Genomic DNA, 22,465 nt, shown 5'->3' on the forward strand with positions numbered 1-22,465 from the left:
ATGATTTTGCTTTGTACTCACATCGGCCAATCAAGGAATGGCGTCCCATTAATACGCAACAGTTTCATAATTTGATGCATGAATTTAATGCCAATGAAGGCATTAAAACCCTACTTAGAACCGCATGCCTAAATTCACGCCAATCCGCCGCGTGTTTGTCTCGCCTTGGCGGGTGGTGCCCGCAGTTAGGCTGAGGGTCGCTGCATTGGGCAAGGTGATGTCATAGCCCAGACCCAGATCCACGCTTGTGTCCCGCGCGGCATCGCCCTCAATCGTAAAGGGCGTGGAATTGCCAAGGCGGTAGGTGGCCTGCGCGCCTGCGCCAAAGGATTGGGTCAGCGCAAAATTGGCCGAAAGCGTGCCGATGCCAAGCGCGCGCTCCACCTCCGCGCCAAGGCTCAGCAGGGTTTGGTTGGTGGTCTCAGCCCCCCGCGTCAGGGCGGCCGTGCCGCCCGTCTCCGCAAAGCTGTCATTTTGCAGCCATTGCTGCGTGATCCGCGCAAAGGGCGTGGCAGACCAGACCGCCCCCTCAAAGCGCCGTGCGACCTCGCCAAAGCCCGTCAGCATTCGGGTGGAATAGCGCGCCTGCAACGTCTGGTTCAGCGCCCCCACCGCCAGTGTGCGGGTCGATTGCACATCGCCCCAAGTGGCGATCAGGCCAAGGTTCACATCCATCTCGCCAAAGCTGCGCGCGGCATAGGTGCCAAGGCTGAAACTGTCGGTCTTGGACGTGGTGCGCAAGGTGGTGGTGTCGGTGCGGCTTTGCCCAAAGCCGACCATCACCCCGCCTTGCCATGCGCCGAAATCCAGATCATGGCCGATCATCACGCCGCCATTGCGCAGATCGGTGGTGATGCCATCGACATCGCGGCTGGCGCCTGTGCCATAGAGATTGGCCCAAAGCGGCGCCGCGCCACCCGTGCCACGGCTTGACGCGGTCACAATCCCGCCGCCCGCGCCGCCCATCTGGCCCGACAGCGTGTCGACCATCCCCTGACCTTCGCCCAATTGCCCCGACCCGATCGCAGCCAAACCCGCGCCCGAGAATTGATCCAGCGCATTGCGCGCGGCATCGCCTGAAAGGGTGACAAGGGTGTTATAGGGATCACTGCCCGAGATCGTGCTGATCCCCCGCGAGGTCTCGCGTTGGTTGCGGGTGCGGGCGATGCTTTCAAAGGAGACATCATTGCGCATCAGCCGCAGGTCCACGAAATTCGGCCCATAAATCGCGGTCGGGTCCAAGAAGGTATAATCCGAGGTGACCGTGCCAAATGTGCCGCTGACCGCGCCCGTGGTGGTGACGATCCGCCATGTGCGGGAGGGCACATAAGTGCCTGCCTCCCCCACATGGCGCAGCGTTGCGCCATTGATCGTGAAATCGCCCGTGACATTGATCAGATCGGCGCGGGCCGCATCGCTTGGGTCAACCTCGACCTCCAAGATCGCCCCCGCGTTCAGCGTCACGCTGCTTGTGTTCAAGGTTCCAATGGAATTGCCCGCCGCCAAGCGCCCGCCCGCGTTGACCGTGACCGCCCCTACCGTGCCCGAACCGCCAAGCGTGCCGCCCGAATTGACCGTGCTGGCCGAGGTGATCGACCCGTTCACCGCCAAGCGGCCCGCGTTGATGGTCGTCGTGCCTGTGTAGGTGTTGGTGCCCGATAGGGTCAGCGTGCCCGTGCCTTGTTTGGTCAGGTTGCCGTTGCCACCCGAAATCACGCCCGAAATCTCGGTATCGGTCGTATCGCCAAGGGTCAGGTGGCCAGCCCCCCCCAATACGCCAATGTCAACATTGCCCGCCCCCGATACATTCCCAACGGTTTCAGCCCCGTCTATGCGAAAAGTCCCGCCGCTGTTCACGCGCACCAAGACCGTATCGGCAATCGCGTTGCCATTTCGAACCCAAAGATCACCTTGGTTGATCACAACATCGCCCGTAAAGCTGTTGGTTCCAGTAAGAATAACCCGTCCCGTCCCCGATTTTGTGATGCCGCCTGTTCCAGTGGCAATGTTGCCATTCAGGGAAAAACGGCTGTTGCCGCTGAAAGACAACGTGTGACCTGCGCCTGAAATGCTACCGTTCAGATCCAGACCGCCTGTGATAAAACTTCCCGTGTTATTGTTCAGCAGTGTGTCGCCCATAAGGGTGATCGCGCCGCTCAACACATTGTTACCGCTGATGTTGCGCAGCGCGCCGCCACCGCCAACACCTGTGCCCGATAGGGTGATGTTCTCGGACGTGGTGATGCCGCCTGAGAATTCCAAGCTGGCCCCGCTGGCCACCACCGTGCCGCCCGCCGTTGTGCCAAGGGCCGCGTTATGGGTTGCGCGCAAAATGCCCGCGTTGATCGTGGTCACGCCCCTATAGGTATTGGCCCCCGAAAGGGTCAATGTGCCGCTGCCTTGTTTGGTCAGGTTGCCCTCACTACGCGTGCTATCCGAAATCACCCCCGAAAAACTTTGGTCACTGCCATCGCCGAGGGTCAGCGTGCCATTGGCCAGCTCCAACCCGCCCGCGCCAGAAAGATTGCCGATCGAATTGTTGCCAACCAAATTCAGTTGCGCGCCAGAGGCCACGGTGACAAGCCCTGTCGAGGTAAGATTGCCGCCCGCTACGAACTCAACCCTGCCTTCATTGACGGCGAATGTCCCCGAAAGACTGGTGCTGCCCAATAGATCAAGCTGCCCGCCCCCTGTTTTGATCAGCGACCCCGTGCCAAGTATGATATCGGCTTCGACAATCATCCGGCCCGTTCCGCCGAAGGTGAGGTCGTGATTATTGCCCGTGATGTTATATAGAGCACGGCCGAACGCGTCTCTGTATTCGCCTGAGAAGATCACCGTGCCCGACGCGACACTCACAATAGACGCGTTCGACCCAAGGGAGATGTTTGAGGCGATGTTGCCACCTATCCCCGAAAAGCGCAGCGCGCCGCCGCCCCCAACGCCCGTGCCGTTCAGCGTGATCGTGCCTTCCCGCAAAGGCGCGCTTCCGCCCGTTTCGACCTCAAGCGTTGCGCCATCGGAGACGACCGTATTGCCCGTTATGCCCCCAAGCGCATTGATATTCGTGACGCGCAATGTGCCTGCGGTGATCGTCGTTGCGCCCGTATAGGTGTTCGCCCCTGACAGCGTCAGTGTGCCTGTGCCCGCCTGCGTGATCCCGCCTGTGCCAGAAATCACATTGGTCACCGTCAAATCATCGCTGCGGTTAAAGGTCAGATTGGCGTTATTGACCACATTGCCCGTACCCAAACTGCCCGTTGTGCCGCCATCACCGATTTGCAACGTGCCTGCGTTGATCGTGGTTGCGCTGCCGCTTAATGTGCCGCTGACAACGACACTGCCCGTTACCGATGTGGCCCCCGCCCCGCCCAAAGTGCCCGCAATCGTGCCACCCGACAGAGTTTTCGTGCTGCCCGAATTTACCGTTGCGCCCGAATTGATGCTGCCCCCCGACATGGTGAATGTGCCTGCCGTGATCGTGGCGGTATTGCTCACGGAACCGCCGCTGAGGTTATAAGCCCCCGTAATCGTCAGGTTTTGATTGCCCGCCAATGTGCCAGTGCCACTTTGCGTCAAGCTGGCGATGGTCTGTGTTCTGCTGTTGGAGAAAGTGCCGGTATCCGAGATCGTGAGTGTGAGACCGCTCCCCAGCGTTCCGGAAAGGGTCCCGCCAGAGACGACGGCACTGGTCGATCCATTCGCTCTCAGTAACAGGCTTCCGCCGGTCACACGGACTTCCCCGGTAAAGGTATTGTCGAGACCGCTGGTACCACCAATCAGTTGATGGGTGCCGCCGGTCACCGTTATGCCGCCTGAGCCGGTGATGGCCCCGAAGTATTCGGCGTCAACCCCCGTCCCCGACGTGAGAGTCAGCCTGTGGGTGCCCAACGCGACCGTGCCCAACGCAGGAATGGCCACCTCAGAAAGTGACCCGATCGTCTCGTCCCCCGCAAGTGTGAGGGTCGCACCTGCCGAAAGTATGACCGTTGCATCATCCCGCAGCGAGGCTCCATCCACGCGGAGTTCACCGCGGAAGAGGTTGATGCGAGACGACGCGATGGACCCCGTCACGTCCAGCGTGCCCGCGTGGATCTTGGTGACACCCGTATAGGTATTCGCGCCCGAAAGCGTCAGCGTGCCGCTGCCGCGCTTGTTGACGTCACCCGCGCCCGATACCACGCCCGATTGCGTCGCGGCATCGGCGCCATTCACCGTCAGGTCAACACCGCCTGCGGTGTCCACAGTATCGGTGCGGTTTTGTCCGTCGGTATAGGTCACGCTTTGCGCCGCAGCCCCGCCGCCGATCATGACCGCCGTGCCAAGGGCGGTGATAAAGACCAGCTCGGTCGCCCGGCCAAGGCGGCAATGTTTGCGCAGGCTGCGTTGGCGGATGCCTGTCTGTTTGGCCAATGAAATCGGCGCAGCGCAGACAGCGCGTATTCTGTGTGTCATGCAATCCCAAGCCCGCATCCCCATGCACGCTTGCCCCTAGATGTAACCCCAAAAAGATTTCTGCCCGCGCGGCCAGATTGAGCCTGAGGTGCAGATCGTTTTGTATTTTAATTTAATATATAAAATATAATCAATATAATTATTGTTATCTGGGGCATATTTCTGAGGGAAGACTGCCCTGGCATGACAAAGGCGCATAGAAAAACCCCGCCAAGCGTCATGCTGGCGGGGTTGTTTTTGATAGGATCTTGCGAAAGACGCGCGGGGCTTTATGCGCTGATTGAGGCGGCCTTAGCACCCGCAGCCAATTCTTTGCGGGGATCAAAGAACGGTTTTTCCACAACACGGGCCTGCCGTGGCCCCTCATGCGTTGTGACCTCTAATTCTGTGCCAAGCTCTGCGGCGGCCAGATCGACCATGGCCAATGCGATATTGGCCTGCAACCGTGGCGAATAGACCGCAGAAGTCACTTTGCCCACGGGTTGCCCCTGATGCGACAGCGCCCAGAAACGGGTGTTTGGCGTGGCCAAGGGCGCCCCATCCAAAATCACGCCCACCTGACGGCGGGTGATCCCATTGTCACGGATGCGTTGCAGCGCGAATTTTCCGATGAAATCTGCCTCCATCTCGAGATCGACCAAGCGATCAAGGCCCAATTCGAACGGGTTGGTCTGGATATCTGCATCCGCGTGATAAGACAGCATCCCCCCTTCAATGCGGCGGATTGTGGAGGTGTGACCTGGCTTCAACCCCATCGGCAGACCCGTGGCCATGATCCGTTCCCACAGCGCATCGCCATATTCCGAATTGCGTAGATAAATTTCATAGCCAAGCTCGCTTGACCATCCTGTGCGGGACACGATCAGGGGGATGCCGTCCAACTCCATCTCACGGAACCAGTAATAGCGCAGATCGGCAATCTCATCGCCAAACAGCGCCTTCATGATCTCGCCCGATTTCGGGCCTTGCAGCTGAAGGGGCGACACATCAGGCTCGGTGATGGTGACATCCATCCCCGAATGCACCGCCACGCCCTGCGCCCATAGCAGGATATCGCTATCGGCAAGCGAGAACCAAAAATGGTTTTCACCAAGGCGCAGAAGGATGGGGTCGTTCAAAATCCCGCCCGAGGCATTGGTCATCAAAACATATTTGCACTGGCCCACCGCCATGTTGGACAAATTGCGTGGCGTCAGCATCTGCACGAATGCCGCTGCATCTGGCCCCGTGACCTCAACCTGACGCTCTACCGCCACATCGCACAAGATGGCGTCATTGACGAGGTTCCAGAAATTCGCCTCAGGATCGCCGAAATCGCGGGGGATATACATGTGGTTGTAAACCGAAAACCCCTGCGCGCCCCAGCGCACGGTTGCGTCAAAATAGGGCGATTTGCGAATTTGCGTGCCAAAGCCAAAATCCTGAACCTGCATCTGTGCCTCCCTCAGATGATATGGGCGGGGGGATACCCGTCCCTGATCAGCGGGATTTAAGGCAGGATGGTCGCGCGGCGAGACTAAAAATCGGCCCATTCAAAGACCAGTCAGACTGAAAAAATCGGCATCGCTAGTCTGGCTGGACTAGACCGGCCTAGGGGGTTTTGCGCGCTTGCGTAACAAGCTTGGCCAGATTGGGCTGTTCGGCCTTGACCAAACGCGTTGCAAAATAGGTCATGTAGCGCTCAATCAGCAGATCAGCCTGCAGCATGGTTTCCATCAAATCTTGGAATTCCGCCATGGATGTGGTGACAACTGTCATCACATAGTCAGACCCACCCCCTGTTGAGACGCAGTTGATGATTTCATCGCGGCCAAGCACATAGGCCTCGAAGCGCTCAAAATCCGTTTTGCGGTGGCGTGATAGCGAGAGGGTCACAATCACCCGTGTGGTGTCGAGCACCGCATCAAGAACGATATCTGCGTGATATCCTTTGATATATCCCGCGGCCCGCAACCGTGTGAGGCGCGCCCAACAGGGCGTAGCAGACAGGTTCACCAGTTCCGCCAGTTTTGTTTTGCTTAATTGACCATGCTTCTGCACCGCACTGAGAATGCGGATATCCGTTGCATCAAGGCCTAGTCGATCTCGCAAAACACATCCCCCACTCATCACCCTTCTCCCCTAGCATGGGCGCAGGCGCAGGCAAAGGCCGCGATGATTGCGACCCTTGGGGCGGCCGTGGCGGCAGGATTGGCGCAAAGGCGGTGACAATGCCCAAACACGCCCTATCTTTGGCCCATGACCGAGCATAGCACCCCTTCGACCCCGAAAATCGAACTGCTTTACAATGCCGATTGTCCCATCTGCAATTGGGAGATCAATCAGTATAAGAAACACGCGCCCGACCATCTGCGTTTTGTGCCCATCACCGATGAGGCCGCCGCAGATTGGGGCATCAGCCCTGATACAGCTTTGCGGGCGCTGCATTTACGCGACACAGGCAACCCTGATCTGCATCAAACGGGGGTTGCGGCCTTTTTGGCGCTTTGGCAGGCCATGCCGCGCACAAGATGGATTGCGCGTCTGGTTGGGCTATGGCCGCTGCGCCCCTTAGTGGATTGGGCCTATCGCAAAGTGGCGGCACCCGCCCTTTACCATTTGCACCAACGGCGCAGGGCAAAACGGGGGGACAGATCGTGAAGCCTATCCTTGCCGCATGGGCCCTCTTGGGTTTCACAGTCGCGGGGCTTGCTTTTGCGACCGCCACCCCACCCTATCAGCGTGAGCTGACCTGTCGCGCGGGGGATGTCACGGCCACAGTGCGGGTCGATCAACCGCGGCGCTATTTCGCGTCTCTGCGTGCCACGGCACTGCCACAGGCCGAGATTGATGATGGACGGGCGCGCTTTACCGCGCAATTTGCACATCAACACTCGGATCGGGGCGAGGAAGTTACTTTTTATCTCGAGAGCGGGGCATATTTGGGCGCTTGGACGGATGCAATCAATGAATTATGGCTCTATCGCGATGCCGCGGGCGCAGTTTATGACAACGCCCTTGTCCTGCCCTGCACATAGGGGCAGAATGACGGGCGTCTGTTATTGCCCCTTTACGCATCGGCCTTGGCAGATTAGGCAAGCGCTAACGTAATCCTTTCAGGAATTGCCAAAATGTCGGTTTCGATGCTCTCCACCTTTGTCAAACCCATGCATCCCGAAGGGCGCAAATTCGTGGCCATTGCAGCGGCAATCACGCTTGTCCTCTTCGCGCTATGGGAACCTTTGGGGTGGATTGGCACGGGTCTGACAGTGTGGGTCTATTACTTTTTTCGCGACCCCGAGCGCGTCACCCCAGATCGCGCTGGCGTGATGGTCTCGCCCGCCGATGGTGTGGTGTCCCTGCTTGAACCTGCGACCCCGCCCGCCGAACTTGGCTTGGGCGAGGCGCCGATGACGCGCATCTCGGTTTTCATGTCCGTCTTTAATTGCCATGTGAACCGTATCCCTGCGGCGGGGCGGATCACGGCCGTGGCCTATCATGAGGGCAAATTCCTCAACGCCTCGCTTGACAAAGCCTCGACCGATAATGAGCGCAACGGCATCGCCGTTGAACTGCCCGATGGCCGCAAATACGGCGTGGTGCAGATTGCGGGATTGGTTGCACGCCGCATCCTGTGTTGGAGCGTTGTGGATGAGGCGATGGAGCGCGGTCAACGCTTTGGCCTGATCCGCTTTGGCTCGCGGCTTGATATTTACCTGCCAGAGGGCGCAGAACCTTTGGTCGAGATCGGACAAACCATGGTCGCAGGCGAGACTGTGATCGCCACGCTTGACCCTGACACGCAACACTAAGGCCCGCGGCAATGAAACGTCTGTTTTCGCGCAATTCTGGAAATGAGGGGGTGCCTTTCGCCCTTCTACTGCCCAATCTTGTTACTTTGACAGGCATGTGCTTGGGCCTTACCTCGATCCGTTTTGCGATGGATGGGCGGTTCAAAACGGCGGTGGTGTTAATCCTGCTTGCGGCTGTGATGGACGGGCTGGACGGGCTGATCGCCCGCCGCCTCAACGCCACCTCTCGCCTGGGCGCAGAATTGGACAGCCTGTCAGATTTCCTTTGCTTTGGGGTCGCGCCCGCGCTGCTTGTCTATCATATGATCTTGGATGGCACTGGATCTTTAGGATGGATCGCCGTTTTGACCTTTGCGGGGGCAAGTTGCCTGCGCCTTGCGCGCTTTAACGTCATGCGGGCCGAACCTGAGAAAACCGAGGACAGCACACCTGATCTCGATGATGTCATCGAAGAGGTTGAAAACAGCAAACCCCATTTCGTAGGTGTCCCTGCCCCAGGTGGCGCAATGTTGGGGCTATTGCCGCTTTATCTCATTTTTGCAGGTTGGGATTTCCCAATCATGCACCCGTTCGCTGCCGCGCTTTGGTTGGGGATTGTGGCGATTTTGATGATCTCGACGCTAAAAACCTTTTCGCCAAAGGCGCTGAAAATCCCGCGCTGGTCAATCGCACCTTTGATGATTGTCACAGTGGTCTTTATCGGCTTGATCTTTTCGATGCCTTGGACGCTCTTCGCTGCAATCTGCGCGGGCTATGGCGCGCTGATCGCGGGCAATATCATCACGGCCCGCGGCAGGCTGTTTGGCTGATTAAGCGGTCTTATCGCCCTCAGGCTGTGCGGGTGGATCGTTATAGGCGGCCCAGCCGTAATCCCCACCTGATGGCGGCAATTCCGTTTCGCGCACCCGCCGCGCCATATAGGCCTTGGCAATGAAATGACCCGAAATCGGTGCGGTGAGGAACAAAAACAAGGTGATCAACAGCTCGTGGAAGCTCAGATGCCCCTTGATCAATAGGAAGTAGAGCATCGAGGCCAGAAGCACCCCACCCACGCCTAAAGTTGCGGCCTTGGTCGGCGCGTGCAGCCTTTGCAACGTGTCTTGCAACTTGATCATCCCGAATGACCCAACAAGGCCAAAAATCCCGCCGATGACCAAGAGCGCGCTGATGATAATCTCTGCCAACATCGCTATCCCCTATTCGATAATGTCGCCGCGCAACAAAAAGCGGCAATAAGCAACGGTTGACACAAACCCGACCATTGCAATCAGCATGGAAGCTTCGAAATAAACGCCCGTGCCCTGCCAAATGCCGTAAAGCACGACCAAGGCAATGACATTCAGCACCATTGTATCCAAGGCAAGGATGCGATCCGCAAGATCAGCGCCCGTGGCCAGAATGTAGAGATTGGCCAAGAGGCCGATGCCAAAACAGGCCATCGCGAAAATCAACGCATAGGTGATCATTGGAAAATCTCCTTCAAACGGCGCTCATAGCGGGTTTTGATCTCATCGCGCACGGCATCGGGATCATCCGTGTCCAAAGTGTGAACCAAGATCGCCTTCCCATCCGAGGACAGCATGGTCGAAACCGTGCCTGGGGTCATCGTGATGGTTCCCGCCAAAATCGTGATCGCCTCAGCCGAGGTCAGATCATGCGGCACTACCACCCATTGCGAATGGATATTGGTATTGCGCTTGAACAAGATCACCTTCGCGACTTGAATATTCGCGACAACAATATCCCACAGCACGATCAGCATAAATTCGATCGCCTTGAACGGGTGGCGTAGAATTGGCCGATGCGGCCAGTAGATCGAGGTCATCAATGGCAGAACAAGCCCAAGGAACCCGCCAAGCAAAATATTGCCAAGCGTCACCTTGTTGACGAGGCCCAACCAGACCAATGTCAGCAAAAGCGAAAGATAGGGATGTGGAAAGATGCGTCTGAGCATGGGGGTCATCCTTCGCCATGGGGTGCAAGCACCGCCTCAATATATCCCTGCGGGAAGAACAATTGATCCGCCGCAGCCGCGCCCGCGTCATAAATTGGGCCTGCGAAGAGGGTCAGCCCCACTAAGAGCGCGACAAGCGCACCCATTCCCGCCCCTTGCGATAGGGTGACAGGCGGTGCGGCCTCTACATCGGGGTCTGGTGCGACCGTAACCGATTTCCAGAACAAGATTGATCCCGCGCGCACAAAGCCCAAGATCATCACCAAAGAGCCTATCAAGATGGCCGAAAAGGCCAAAGTGATATGCGGGCCATCGGCCAAGGCCTCGAGGATCAACAACTTGCCCAAGAAGCCGCTCAATGGGGGCATACCCACCATCGCAATCCCTGCGGCAAAAAAGGCAGCCGCAAACAGCCCGTTTTGCGCCAAAGGTGCTGCAAGGATTAGCCTGCCATCTTCGCCGCGCCGTGACAGGTAAATATCTGCAAATAAGAACAGCGCAGCGGCCGCAAGGGTCGAGTTCAGCATGTAATATATCGCCGCAGAGGCCGCCGCAGGGGTCATGGCGGCAACCGCCAACATCATCGTGCCCATTGACCCGATCACCGCATAGGCGATGAGGTGCTCCAAACGTTTGGCGCCAAAGACACCAATCGCCCCAACCGCCAAAGTCAAAGCCGCCATTGGGATCAACCACGCGGTCACCATATCCCCAATCGCGCCCGCCTCAGGGCCAAAGGCGATGGTGTGAATGCGCAAGATTGCATAAGCCCCGACCTTGGTCATGATGGCGAAAAGCGCAGCAACGGGGGCGGGTGCGTTGGAATAGGTTGCAGGCAACCAAAATTGCACAGGGAACAACGCAGCTTTGACCGCAAAGACAAACAGCAACAAAATCCCTGCAACCCGCACAAGGGCTGCATCCTCTACGGGCACCTGCGCAATTTTCACGGCCATATCCGCGATATTTAGCGTGCCAGTCGAGGCGTAAAGCGTGCCAAGCGCGAACAAAAAGAGGGTCGAGCCTGCAAGGTTCATCACCACATATTGCAAGCCTGCCTTCAGACGGATCTTGCCCCCTGCATGGATCATCAACCCATAAGACGCGATCAAGAGAACCTCAAAGAACACAAAGAGGTTGAAGGCGTCCCCCGTCAGGAATGCCCCGACAATCCCCATAAGTTGGAATTGATAGAGCGCGTGGAAATGGCGGCCTCGCTTATCCCAATCGGTTGCGACAACATGATAAAGCACCACCAAGGCCAAAATCGCCGTGAGCAAGACCATCAGCGCCGAAAGGCGATCAAGCACCAAAACAATGCCAAAAGGTGCGGGCCAATCGCCGAGGCGATAGACAAATGTCTCGCCGCCCGAAGCCATTACAAAGAGGCCAATCGCAAGACCCAATAGGCCAAGAACGCCTGCGAATGACCCAACCCGCGCAAGGGTTATGTCGTGCCGCATCACATAGGCGATGATCGGTGCAAGCATCGCGGGCAGAATGACGGGGGCAATGATCCAATGCATCATTTCGTCCCCTCTTCTGCTGCGTCTTCGGCGTCAAGATTGATCTCATCACTTTCGTTCTCGAAAAATGAGCCCAAGGAGATCATCACCAAAACCGCCGTCATCCCGAAGGAAATCACAATCGCCGTCAGAACCAAGGCCTGTGGCAACGGATCCGTGTAGGGCTGATCACCATAGGGGTTGAGGATGGGCGCTGCATTTACCACAAGGCGGCCTGTTGAGAACAAAAACAGGTTCACCGCATAGGATAAAAGGGCAAGACCAAGGATCACGGGAAAGGCCCGCAACCGTAAGATCAGGTAAACGCCCCCAGCGGTCAGAATGCCGACCGCGCTGGCTACAAGAAACTCCATCTCAAACCCCCTTCGCGGTCTGCTCTTGCGCCGTGTCATCGGCGCGGGCGGGATCAAAATCCATTGGTTCGGGATTGGCACGCTCGCCGCTGGTAAAGGCAATACGAGCCAAGGAATAGAGCATCAGCATCACCGCCCCCAGCACCGTCAAGAAGACGCCCAGATCAAAAAGAGCCGCTGTTGCCAGTTCGAATTCCTCAATGGGCGGGAAATGGAAATACCCAAAGGCAGAGGTTAGGAACGGCGTGCCCGAAAGCCACGCGCCCATCCCCGTCATGCCTGCAATCACCACGCCCCAACCAATCAAGCTGTGATATTCGAATTTTTGCCGCTCCTGCGCCCAAGCAAAGCCTGACGCCATATATTGCGTCAAAAGCGCAATCGACACGATCAGCCCCGCAACAAAGCCACCACCCGGTTGGTTATGGCCGCGCAAGAACATGTAGACCCCGACCATCAACACGATAGGCAGCATCACGCGGGTTGCGACAACCATCATCAACGGGTGACGATCACGCGACAAATCCCCACGATCAGGGTTCGCGTTGCGCCGCAACCGCCGCCCCACAGGGCCAGAGAGCAGCGCCTCCATCAATGCATAGATCACCAGACCCGCAATACCCAGAACGATGATCTCGCCATAGGTGTCGTAGCCACGAAAATCGACCAAGATCACGTTTACCACATTGGTGCCGCCGCCGCCGGTTTTGGAATTGGCGAGGTGGTAATGCGAGATTGACGAAAAATCCCGCAAGAGGAACGCCATAGACAAGGCCGCAACCCCAACACCCGCCGCAATCGCAATCGCACCATCGCGCATGCGCAAAGCGGGGCTGCTTTCGGTCGGAGTGTATTTCGGCAAGAAATGTAGCGCGATCAACAACAGCAAGATCGTCACCGTCTCAACCGAGATTTGCGTCAGCGCCAGATCAGGCGCCGAGAGGTAGACAAAGGCACCAGAGACACCCAGGCCGATAATACTGATCAAAATCAGCGACAAGAACCGCTTGCGGTGGTTCAAGACAACAAGCGCCGTTGCGATCACCATGGCCACCCACCCCGCTGCGGCTATCGGGGTGATTGGCAAAGCCTCGCGCGTGACAGGGCCGATACCCGCGCCGCTATATGCGATGTAGCCTGCCGCCAAAATGGCAACCACGAAGATTGCCAAATAGCGACTGATCGCGCCATTGTGCAACGCCCCGTTAAGGGCCGACATGGCCCGCTGAACCGCGCCATAGAGAGCATCAAAAATCACTTTCGCCTCAGGGCGCGGCACCGCGTTCCAAAGACGCTCAAGCTTGTCATGCAGGGCGAGCAGGATCAAACCACCGACCACCGCGCCGATGGACATAAACAAGGCGGGCGTGAAGCCATGCCAAATCTTGAGGGCGTAATAGGGCAACTCTCCGCCGATGACCGCCTGCCCTGCCGTGGCCACCAAAGGCCCCGCAATCAGCGCAGGGAAGAGGCCGATCAAAACAACGAAAACGACCAAGAAGGCGGGCGCGGCCCACATCCCAAATCCTGGATCATGCGGCATATGCGGATAGTCATCCCGCTTTGGCCCAAAAAAGACATGAACGATCAAACGGAATGAATAGGCGACCGAGAATAATGCCCCCAAGGTTGCGAATACTGGCATCACCCAATGCGCCCCCGCCCAAGGGGTATGCACCGCCGCCTCAAGCATCATTTCCTTGGACAAGAATCCGTTGAAAAGCGGGATCCCTGCCATAGACAACGACCCAATCACCGCAATCACCGCGGTGATGGGCATCAGGTGACGCAAACCGCCAAGTCGCTTGATATCGCGGGTATGGGTTTCATGGTCGACAATCCCCACGCTCATGAACAAAGCGGCCTTAAAGGTCAGGTGGTTGAGGATATGAAACACCGCCGCAACAGCGGCAAATTTCGTGCCCATCCCCAAGAGCAAGGTCAAAAGGCCCAAATGGCTGACAGTCGAGAAAGCCAACAATGCCTTTAGGTCATCTTTGAACAGTGCGATTTTCGCGGCCATCACCATCGTGATCAAACCTGTCGTGGCCACGATGTAGAACCACTCAGGCGTGCCTGCCAAAACGGGCCACATCCGCGCCATCAGGAAAATGCCCGCCTTCACCATGGTTGCCGAATGCAGATAGGCTGACACAGGTGTGGGCGCAGCCATCGCGTGGGGCAGCCAGAAATGGAAGGGGAACTGCGCGGATTTTGTAAAGGCGCCAAGCAAGATCAAAATCAGCGCGGGCAAATACCAGTCGGAAGCGCGGATCGCATCGCCTGCCTGCAAAATATCCGTCAGGTTATAGCTGCCTGCAATCTGGCCCAAAATGACCAATCCCCCGATCATGGCCAAACCACCCGCACCCGTGACAGCCAAAGCCATACGCGCGCCTTGGCGACCTTCGGGCAGGTGTTTCCAATAGCCAATCAGCAAGAAGGAGGAGAGCGAGGTCAACTCCCAGAAAATCAGCAAAAGCAGGATATTGTCAGACAAAACGATGCCGAGCATCGCGCCTTGGAACAGCAGAAGATAGGTGTAAAACTGGCCCATCGGGTCTTTGTCCGACAGGTAGAACCGCGCATATAGCGTCATCAACAGGCCCACGCCCAAGATCATGCCCGCAAACATCAGGCCCAAACCATCAAGGAAGAATGCCATCTCCAAACCCATGGCAGGCAGCCAAGGGATGGAATAGGTCAAAACCTCGCCACGAAATACCGCAGGGGCAAGCGTGCCCAACATAATAAGCGCCAAAGCCGTGGGGATCGCGGTAAATGTGGCGCAAGCATTGCGCCCCGCGCGGATCATCAACCCCGGCACCAAGGCGCCCAAAAACGGTAAAATGGCAATGATAGGCAATATCTGGCCTGCGCTGCTCATGTTACTTCCCTGTTCTAGGCGCATCTTGGGTGATGCGCGATTATGCTGTCTCAATCTGCAAAGGCTTTGCGGGAAAGGTCAATATCTGACACCCAATTAACGGCGCATTTTCTGCGTCCGATAGAGAATGCGCGTGAAAAACGCCAAGATATCGCCCCAACCTGCGCCAACCTGCCATGAGCGCATAATGGGAAGGTCACACTGACCGCTGCCCGTTCCTTTTGCCTTCTTCGGTGGTCTCAACTTTCTGTGAGGTGATCTAGAGCCCGAGATATGGTTCTGCAAGAGGTGGGCGGCTCATTTATGTAGGATTTCGGAAGGATTGGCTGCCACAGGGCTTGAGATATTCTGTCCGATATGGTCTGACTTGCCCTGCTAAACTCGGGGATTACCAAAAGGCCAGTGCATCGACCATGCAACCTACAGCTATGAGCGCGAAACACGCAATTTTGACCTGTTGCGATGAAGCTTCGGGATGGAATGCTGCCTTTTTGATGTCGCAGTTGCGTCAGCGCACAGATACGCGCAGCTGCGTCTATTATGTGTTTACCGACCGCGCCCTCTCGGCCAGCACATCCGCTATGATCAAGCGTTACGCCACCTTGATCCGCTGCGAAGATGTCTTTGATTTGGACGAATTTGCCCCCGATGGCCCCGATGGCGCCCCAAACCCCGCGCGGGAAAGTTTCCTTGTTCTCTTCGCGCTTGAGACGTTGACGCGGATTCACAGCAAGGTGCTGTTTGTCGATAAGTTCAGCTTTGCCTCAGGGGATGGGTTTGATGCGCTGTTCTCTTATCCCTTCACCGCCCCAGCGGCAGCTGTGCGCCATATCTCATCATGGACATTGGCAGAGAGCGACAAAATCCCTGCCCCGTTCAAAGATCGCATGCCTGCGGGGTGTGAACGGGCGCTCAGCCCTGCTTTGCTGCTTGTGGATGCCGCGCAATTTTCAGAAACGGGCATCGGGCAAGCCGCAATTGCCGATTTACGCAGCGAGGGCGGCACAAGTTTCAGCGCCTTGAACGTGGCCTTCGCGGATCGTTGGCAAGAGCTTGCGCCAAGATGGAATTGGCCGATGACGGAACAAATGGCCATTATTGGTGCGATGCGACCCTTACAGCTTGTGAATTTCTTGGGCGGGCGGAAACCCGGGCGGAAACCATGGTCAGATAATATCGGCTTTTTTGATGTGAAATATCTGACCGAAATCACCGCCTTTCTCACCTATGAAGAACGCGAACAAGATTTGCAGATGATCCGCAATAATGGGTTTCAACCGCATAGAGAGCGGCGCCGCCTGCGCTTTCTTGAAGGGTGGTCAAGCAATCTGGTGCAAAGCTATGACCAGATCAAAGACTATATTGACCGCGAAGATTTCATTGATGGCGGCTTTTCGCCCGCATCAAAACTTGATCTTACCTCTGACCTCGCAGCAGAGGATGATCAAACGTCTTGAGGCAGACGCAACAATGCCACAGCATCGCGTGCCAACGGATGCAATCGGCCAGCCTGTGACGGGTCACTCACCAGATGCGCGAAATCAGCGCGCATCTCTGGCCCCCAAAAATCGTTCAGATGGGCCGCAACACGTTCGGCCAAGTCATCGCCTTTTTGGCTTTCGAAAAATGTGGCGATCTGGTTCGCCATCGTAATCAGCTTATCCGATGCCATAGTGATCTATCCTTGTTCTATCCGCTCGGGATGCGTGAAAATTTCAAATTGACCTTTGCGCGCCAATGCCGCCACGCACAGACCCGCCTGATCTGCAACATCCAAGGCCAACGCGGTTGGTGCGGAAACCGCGATCAGCACGGGCGCGCCTGCGATAACGGTTTTTTGCACCATCTCAACCGAGACGCGGCTGGTGATCACAATCGCGCCCGCAGTCGGATCAATATGTGCCGCCCCCATCGCGCCGATCAGCTTATCAAGCGCATTGTGCCGCCCGACATCCTCGCGCGCCAAGACAATGCCCTGTGAGGGCTGAAAAAACCCCGCCGCGTGAACCGCATGGGTTTCATCGTGCAAAGGTTGGTGCCCCCGCAAGGCCTCCGCCGCGCCCAAAAGCGGGGTGAGGGGCAAAGGGGCTATATCGTGCGGTAAGGGCGCGATATCCCGCATCGCTTGCGCAAGGCTGTCAATACCACACAGCCCACATCCCACAGGGCCCATCATCGAGCGCCGCCGCGCCTGCAAGGCCTGCGATTGCGCGGCATCAAGCCAAAGCCGCGCTTCAATGCCTTCACCCGCCTCGTGGCGGACAATCTCAATCTCGCGAATATCGGCATCGCTTGCGATAAAGCCTTCGGTCTTGGCAAAGCCCCGCGCGAAATCTTCGAGATCACGCGGGGTGGCCATCATGACCGCTTGCGTGCCCCCATCAAAGACCATGGCCACAGGGCATTCTTCGGCCAAGGCACGATCTTCGGACGTCAGGCCGTCACGGGTGGCTTTTACCACCGCGCGCGCCAAGGGGGCCGCAGCCATGGCTATTCCGCCGCTGGCAGGATACGCCGCGCCGCCTTGGCCTGCGCCTCATAGCTTTCTTGCCATTCAGTCGGGCCATTTGATTGCGACACTTGTACCGCTGTCACCTTATATTCAGGGCAATTCGTGGCCCAATCCGAGAAATCGGTGGTGATCACATTGGCCTGCGTCTGCGGGTGGTGGAAGGTTGTATAGACCACACCTGGGCTGACGCGATCAGTGATCTTGGCGCGCAGGGATGTCTCGCCTGACCGCGAGGCCAGCTTGACGTAATCGCCCTCCTTGATCCCGCGTGTTTCTGCGTCATGGGGATGGATTTCCAACACATCCTCCTCATGCCAGACGGTGTTTTCCGTGCGCCGTGTCTGCGCCCCCACATTATACTGGCTCAAGATACGCCCTGTGGTCAGCAAAAGCGGGAAGCGCGGCCCTGTGCGCTCATCGGTGGCAACATATTCAGTCAGAATAAAGCGCCCCTTGCCACGCACAAACCCATCGACATGCATCAATGGCGTGCCCTCTGGGTTTGCCTCATTGCACGGCCATTGCACGCTGCCTTTTTCCTCAAGCACCGCATAATCAACGCCAGCAAAGCTTGGGGTGGTGGCGGCAATTTCCTCCATGATTTGAGACGGGTGCGTATAGTTCCACCCAGCCCCCATGGCATTGGCCAAGGCTTGCGTTACTTCCCAATCAGCCATCCCTGCCTTTGGCGCCATGACTTCGCGCACGCGGTTGATGCGGCGCTCAGCATTGGTGAAGGTGCCATCTTTCTCAAGGAAGGTTGAGCCAGGCAAGAAAACATGGGCGTAATTCGCAGTTTCGTTCAAGAAAAGATCATGCACGATCACGCAGTCCATCGCGGCCAAGCCTGCCGCGACATGTTTGGTATCTGGGTCAGACTGAAGGATATCTTCGCCTTGGCAGTAAAGCCCTTTAAACTTACCCGCCACTGCCGCATCCAACATATTGGGAATGCGCAGGCCCGGCTCTGGGTCAATCTCAACACCCCAAGCTTGTTCAAAAATAGCGCGCACATCGGCGTTTTTGACATGGCGATAGCCCGGCAATTCATGCGGGAAAGACCCCATATCACACGAGCCTTGCACGTTATTTTGCCCACGCAGCGGGTTCACACCCACCCCTTCGCGGCCCACATTGCCCGTAAGCATCGCCAAATTGGCGATCCCCATCACTGTGGTCGAGCCTTGGGAATGCTCCGTGACACCCAAGCCGTAATAAATCGCCCCATTACCGCCCGTTGCATATAGGCGCGCTGCGGCGCGCAGTTCCGCAGCAGGCACACCCGTCAAGGCCTCAACCGCCTCGGGGCTATGGCGCGGGTCAGAAATAAATTCTGCGTAATCCTCGAACTCATCCCAATCGCAGCGCTCGCGGATATAGGCCTCGTTCGCAAGACCTTCGGTGACAATCACATGGGCCATGGCCGTAACAACCGCCACATTGGTGCCTGGTTTCAACGGCAGGTGATGCGCGGCCTTGATATGGGCGGATTTCACCAGATCAATGCGGCGTGGGTCGATCACGATCAGCTTTGCCCCTTGGCGCAGGCGCTTTTTCAGACGGCTTGCGAAAACGGGGTGGCCATCGGTTGGGTTGGCCCCAATCACGACAACCACATCCGCATGTGCGACCGAGTCAAAATCTTGCGTCCCTGCCGATGTGCCAAAGGTCTGGCCCAAGCCATAACCGGTTGGCGAATGACAGACCCGCGCACAAGTGTCGGTGTTGTTATTGCCGAACACCGCACGCGCCAATTTTTGCACAAGGAAGGTTTCTTCGTTCGTGCAACGGCTTGAGGTGATCACGCCGATGGATTTCTGGCCATACTTCGCCTGAATGCCCCGCAGTTTTTGCGCGGCGAAGCCAAGCGCCTCCTCCCATGACACTTCACGCCATGGCTCGGAGATGTCATCGCGGATCATCGGGTTCAAAATGCGGTCTTTATGGGTGGCATAGCCATAGGCAAAGCGCCCCTTCACGCAAGAATGCCCGCGATTGGCCTTGCCGTGTTTATAGGGCACCATCCGCACCAATTGATCGCCATTCAATTCTGCTTTGAACGAACAGCCCACACCGCAATAGGCGCATGTGGTCACGACCGAGCGTTGCGGCGTGCCCAATTCGATGACAGATTTTTCCTGCAAGGTTGCCGTTGGACAGGCCTGCACGCAAGCACCGCATGACACGCAATCCGAACTGAGGAAATCATCCAACGGGCCGCCCGCAGATACACGGCTGTCAAACCCGCGCCCTTCGATGGTCAGGGCAAACGTGCCTTGCACTTCCTCGCAGGCCCGAACACAGCGGTTGCAAACGATACATTTGGAGGGGTCATAGGTGAAATAAGGATTGCTTTCATCCTTGGGTAAATATTCGGGGTTGAGATCCCCATTGGTGTCACGCGCGGTGAAATGGTTGGCGATAGTCGCCCCTTCGGTCGCACTATAGCGCACATCGCGCAATCCAACCGCGCCCGCCATGTCCTGCAATTCGCAATCGCCATTGGCGGCACATGTCAAACAATCAAGCGGGTGATCGCTGATATACAATTCCATCACCCCGCGGCGCAGTTTGTGCAGCTTGGCGTTTTGGGTATGAACCACCATACCTTCGGCCACGGGTGTCGTGCAGGAGGCGGGCGTGCCGCGCCGCCCCTCAATTTCGACAACGCATAAACGGCAAGAGCCAAAGGCCTCAAGGCTGTCTGTGGCGCAGAGCTTGGGGATCGACAACCCCGCCTCGGCTGCGGCGCGCATAACGCTTGTGCCCTCTGGCACAGTAACCGCCACACCATCAATCGTCAGACTGACAGGCGCGCCCGTCTTAGCGGGCGTTCCCATGTCGCGGTCATCCCAAGGAATGATAAAATCTTTCATGGATCAAAACCCTCCTATTCCGCGGCCTGATTGGCGGGGGTGGCCCCAAATTCATCTGGAAAATTCTGAAGCGCCGACATGACCGGGTAAGGCGTGAACCCGCCAAGCGCGCAGAGCGAGCCGTCTTTCATCGTCTCGCATAGATCGGTCAACAAGGGGATTGCGGTCGCATCCCCCGCGGCAATGCGCTCGATGGTTTCCACCCCGCGTCTTGCCCCAATGCGGCAGGGCGTGCATTTCCCGCAAGATTCCACCGCGCAGAATTCCATCGCAAACCGCGCCATCTGAACCATGTCGGCGCTGTCGTCAAAGACGACCACGCCCGCATGCCCGATTAGCCCACCTTGCCCATCAAATTCCTCATAGGCAAAAGGCGTGTCGAATTTGGACGGGGGCATATAGGCACCCAAGGGGCCGCCCACCTGAACCGCTTTGACGGGCCGCCCCGTAGCGGTGCCGCCTGCAATCTCGTTGACCAATTCGCCCAAAGGCATCCCAAAGGCGGTTTCAAACAACCCGCCACGGGCAACGTTGCCTGCAATCTGGATTGGCATCGTCCCTTTAGATCGACCAAGGCCGAAACTGGCATAATGCGCCGCACCTTTTTCGAAAATCACGGGGATCGTTGCCAAGGACAGGACGTTATTCACAACGGTTGGCCGCCCTAGAAAACCCTCTAAGGCGGGCAGCGGCGGCTTGGCGCGCACAACACCGCGTTTGCCCTCAAGGCTATTCAAAAGCGATGTCTCTTCGCCGCAAACATAGGCCCCTGCCCCCACACGGATCTCAAGATCAAAGGCTTTGCCTGATCCCAACACATCGTCACCCAAAACGCCTTCGGCACGGGCGATGGTGACCGCCTGTTCCATCACTTCAATCGCATCGGGATATTCGGAACGGATATATACAAACCCGCGCGTGGCCCCTGTGGCCAGACCTGCAATCGCCATGCCTTCAATCAAGCAGAAAGGATCCCCTTCCATGATCATCCGATCCGCGAAGGTTCCGCTATCCCCCTCGTCTGCGTTGCAAACGATGTATTTCTGAGGGCCTGCCGCCTCTGAGACAGTTTTCCACTTGATCCCAGTCGGGAAGCCTGCACCACCACGCCCGCGCAATCCAGAGGCGATCACCTCTGCGACAATGTCAGCGGCACACATGGCAGAGGCACGAGACAGTCCCACAAGGCCACCGTGAGCGCGGTAATCCGACAAGCTGAGCGGATCAATCAAACCGCAGCGCGCAAAAGTCAGACGGTTTTGCTTGGCAAAAAACGGAATATCTTCGACAGGGCCGAGCGTCTCGATCTTGCCTGCCAGAAGATCCTCGACTTGATCCGCGGCAATCGGGCCGTAAGCCAAACGGGTGCCATTTTCTTCGATCTCGACCAGAGGTTCTAGCCAGATCATCCCGCGACTTCCGTTGCGGATGATCTGCGCCTCTTCCCCACGCGCCATAAGCGCATCGGCCAAAGCAGCCGCAACCTCATCAGACCCAAGCGCCTTGGCGGCGGCATCGCGGGGGATGTAAATCTTTTTCATAGGCCCGCCTCCGACAAGGTTTTGCTGATTTTTTCTTCGGTGGCGCGACCGATCAATTTGCCATCCAGCATAGCCGCAGGCGCACAGGCGCATAGGCCCAGACAATAGACAGGCTCAACCACCAATTTCCCATCGGCGCGCGCCTGCCCCCAATCCAGTCCAAGCATCGCCAGAATGCGATCAGACAGCGCCTTGCCGCCAACAGCCTGACAGGCCTCAGCGCGGCAGATTTTCAAGCTGTGCCGCGCGGACGGCGCTGTGCGAAAATCATGATAAAAGCTGATCACCCCGTGCAATTCCGCGCCTGTGATGTTGAGCGCATCGCAAATGATCGGGCGGGCCGCTTCAGGAATATACCCAAATTCCTCTTGTAAGGCATGCAGCATGGGCAGCAGAGGCCCCTCCATCCCCATATGGCGCATCACAATCGCCGTGATGTCTTGATCATTCGCATCAGCATGGTCGCGGGGCATGGCCGTCATCCTTTGGTCGTGAGGATCGCGCACATCCACGCTTAAGCGCGCGCGCGATGCCCGACCAATGCCCGAGGTATAATTCCGATTCAATATC

General features: G+C 57.4%; 19 protein-coding genes. 5 read left to right on the forward strand and 14 right to left on the reverse strand.

The genetic code is table 11. The annotated features are described in order from the left end of the window. Nucleotides 1-114 precede the first annotated feature (114 nt). The 3 genes from RYZ18_RS07350 to RYZ18_RS07360 form a co-directional block, all read right to left on the reverse strand. Nucleotides 115-4,455, reverse strand: coding sequence for an autotransporter-associated beta strand repeat-containing protein (locus RYZ18_RS07350; protein WP_317655894.1), 4,341 nt, complete (start codon nucleotides 4,453-4,455; stop codon nucleotides 115-117). A 269-nt stretch (nucleotides 4,456-4,724) separates the two neighbouring features. Then, a complete protein-coding gene (locus RYZ18_RS07355) occupies nucleotides 4,725-5,888 on the reverse strand; it encodes a glycine cleavage T C-terminal barrel domain-containing protein (protein WP_317655895.1) in 1,164 nt (387 codons plus the stop codon). 157 nt (nucleotides 5,889-6,045) lie between these two features. Further along, nucleotides 6,046-6,564 (reverse strand): Lrp/AsnC family transcriptional regulator, encoded by a 519-nt coding sequence (locus RYZ18_RS07360; RefSeq protein ID WP_317655896.1) that lies wholly within the window; start codon nucleotides 6,562-6,564, stop codon nucleotides 6,046-6,048. 129 nt (nucleotides 6,565-6,693) lie between these two features. Here RYZ18_RS07360 and RYZ18_RS07365 point away from each other — a divergent pair, with 129 nt between their 5' ends. From RYZ18_RS07365 to RYZ18_RS07380, 4 genes are all read left to right on the forward strand, one after another. Then, nucleotides 6,694-7,095, forward strand: a complete 402-nt coding sequence (locus RYZ18_RS07365) for a thiol-disulfide oxidoreductase DCC family protein (protein ID WP_317655898.1) — start codon at nucleotides 6,694-6,696, stop codon at nucleotides 7,093-7,095. Continuing rightward, nucleotides 7,092-7,472 (forward strand): hypothetical protein, encoded by a 381-nt coding sequence (locus RYZ18_RS07370; protein WP_317655899.1) that lies wholly within the window; start codon nucleotides 7,092-7,094, stop codon nucleotides 7,470-7,472. The genes RYZ18_RS07365 and RYZ18_RS07370 overlap by 4 nt, the downstream gene beginning before the upstream one ends. A gap of 93 nt (nucleotides 7,473-7,565) precedes the next feature. Then, a complete protein-coding gene (locus RYZ18_RS07375; RefSeq protein ID WP_317655900.1) occupies nucleotides 7,566-8,246 on the forward strand; it encodes a phosphatidylserine decarboxylase in 681 nt (226 codons plus the stop codon). An 11-nt stretch (nucleotides 8,247-8,257) separates the two neighbouring features. Continuing rightward, nucleotides 8,258-9,055: a phosphatidylcholine/phosphatidylserine synthase gene (locus RYZ18_RS07380; RefSeq protein ID WP_317655902.1), complete on the forward strand. Its 798-nt coding sequence runs from the start codon at nucleotides 8,258-8,260 to the stop codon at nucleotides 9,053-9,055. Here the strand turns inward: RYZ18_RS07380 and RYZ18_RS07385 are convergent, their stop codons facing one another. The 6 genes from RYZ18_RS07385 to RYZ18_RS07410 are packed head-to-tail and all read right to left on the reverse strand — an operon-like array spanning nucleotide 9,056 to nucleotide 14,966. Beyond that, nucleotides 9,056-9,433: a Na+/H+ antiporter subunit G gene (locus tag RYZ18_RS07385; protein ID WP_411567095.1), complete on the reverse strand. Its 378-nt coding sequence runs from the start codon at nucleotides 9,431-9,433 to the stop codon at nucleotides 9,056-9,058. It lies immediately after the preceding gene. Nucleotides 9,434-9,442: 9 nt separating this feature from the next. Continuing rightward, entirely contained in the window at nucleotides 9,443-9,712 is a 270-nt protein-coding gene (locus tag RYZ18_RS07390; RefSeq protein WP_317655903.1) for a K+/H+ antiporter subunit F, read from the reverse strand. After that, nucleotides 9,709-10,200, reverse strand: coding sequence for a Na+/H+ antiporter subunit E (locus tag RYZ18_RS07395; protein ID WP_317655904.1), 492 nt, complete (start codon nucleotides 10,198-10,200; stop codon nucleotides 9,709-9,711). The genes RYZ18_RS07390 and RYZ18_RS07395 overlap by 4 nt, the downstream gene beginning before the upstream one ends. A 5-nt stretch (nucleotides 10,201-10,205) precedes the next feature. Next, nucleotides 10,206-11,729 (reverse strand): monovalent cation/H+ antiporter subunit D, encoded by a 1,524-nt coding sequence (locus RYZ18_RS07400; RefSeq protein ID WP_317655905.1) that lies wholly within the window; start codon nucleotides 11,727-11,729, stop codon nucleotides 10,206-10,208. After that, the gene (locus tag RYZ18_RS07405; protein ID WP_317655906.1) at nucleotides 11,726-12,079 is read right to left on the reverse strand and encodes a Na+/H+ antiporter subunit C; all 354 of its coding nucleotides are present in this window, start codon (nucleotides 12,077-12,079) and stop codon (nucleotides 11,726-11,728) included. Before RYZ18_RS07405 ends, RYZ18_RS07400 begins: the two co-directional genes overlap by 4 nt. Before the next feature lies 1 nt (nucleotide 12,080). After that, nucleotides 12,081-14,966 carry a monovalent cation/H+ antiporter subunit A gene (locus tag RYZ18_RS07410; protein ID WP_317655908.1) on the reverse strand — a complete coding sequence of 962 codons (2,886 nt, stop codon included), beginning with the start codon at nucleotides 14,964-14,966 and terminating at the stop codon, nucleotides 12,081-12,083. A gap of 428 nt (nucleotides 14,967-15,394) precedes the next feature. On the opposite strand from RYZ18_RS07410, the gene RYZ18_RS07415 reads away from it, so the two are divergent. Beyond that, a complete protein-coding gene (locus RYZ18_RS07415; protein ID WP_317655909.1) occupies nucleotides 15,395-16,423 on the forward strand; it encodes a hypothetical protein in 1,029 nt (342 codons plus the stop codon). On the opposite strand, the gene RYZ18_RS07420 is transcribed toward RYZ18_RS07415, so the two are convergent. The 5 genes from RYZ18_RS07420 to RYZ18_RS07440 are packed head-to-tail and all read right to left on the reverse strand — an operon-like array spanning nucleotide 16,411 to nucleotide 22,368. Further along, the gene (locus RYZ18_RS07420) at nucleotides 16,411-16,638 is read right to left on the reverse strand and encodes a formate dehydrogenase subunit delta (protein ID WP_317655910.1); all 228 of its coding nucleotides are present in this window, start codon (nucleotides 16,636-16,638) and stop codon (nucleotides 16,411-16,413) included. The genes RYZ18_RS07415 and RYZ18_RS07420 overlap by 13 nt on opposite strands. A 6-nt stretch (nucleotides 16,639-16,644) precedes the next feature. After that, nucleotides 16,645-17,454: a formate dehydrogenase accessory sulfurtransferase FdhD gene (gene fdhD / locus RYZ18_RS07425; protein WP_317655911.1), complete on the reverse strand. Its 810-nt coding sequence runs from the start codon at nucleotides 17,452-17,454 to the stop codon at nucleotides 16,645-16,647. 2 nt (nucleotides 17,455-17,456) lie between these two features. Beyond that, the gene (gene fdhF / locus RYZ18_RS07430; protein WP_317655912.1) at nucleotides 17,457-20,354 is read right to left on the reverse strand and encodes a formate dehydrogenase subunit alpha; all 2,898 of its coding nucleotides are present in this window, start codon (nucleotides 20,352-20,354) and stop codon (nucleotides 17,457-17,459) included. 14 nt (nucleotides 20,355-20,368) lie between these two features. Continuing rightward, a complete protein-coding gene (locus tag RYZ18_RS07435; RefSeq protein WP_317655914.1) occupies nucleotides 20,369-21,895 on the reverse strand; it encodes a formate dehydrogenase beta subunit in 1,527 nt (508 codons plus the stop codon). Continuing rightward, nucleotides 21,892-22,368: a formate dehydrogenase subunit gamma gene (locus tag RYZ18_RS07440; protein ID WP_317655915.1), complete on the reverse strand. Its 477-nt coding sequence runs from the start codon at nucleotides 22,366-22,368 to the stop codon at nucleotides 21,892-21,894. Before RYZ18_RS07440 ends, RYZ18_RS07435 begins: the two co-directional genes overlap by 4 nt. Nucleotides 22,369-22,465 lie beyond the last annotated feature (97 nt).

Origin of the sequence: Roseovarius sp. 10 (genome assembly GCF_033100315.1) — a bacterium.
In the GTDB taxonomy this organism is placed as follows: domain Bacteria; phylum Pseudomonadota; class Alphaproteobacteria; order Rhodobacterales; family Rhodobacteraceae; genus M30B80.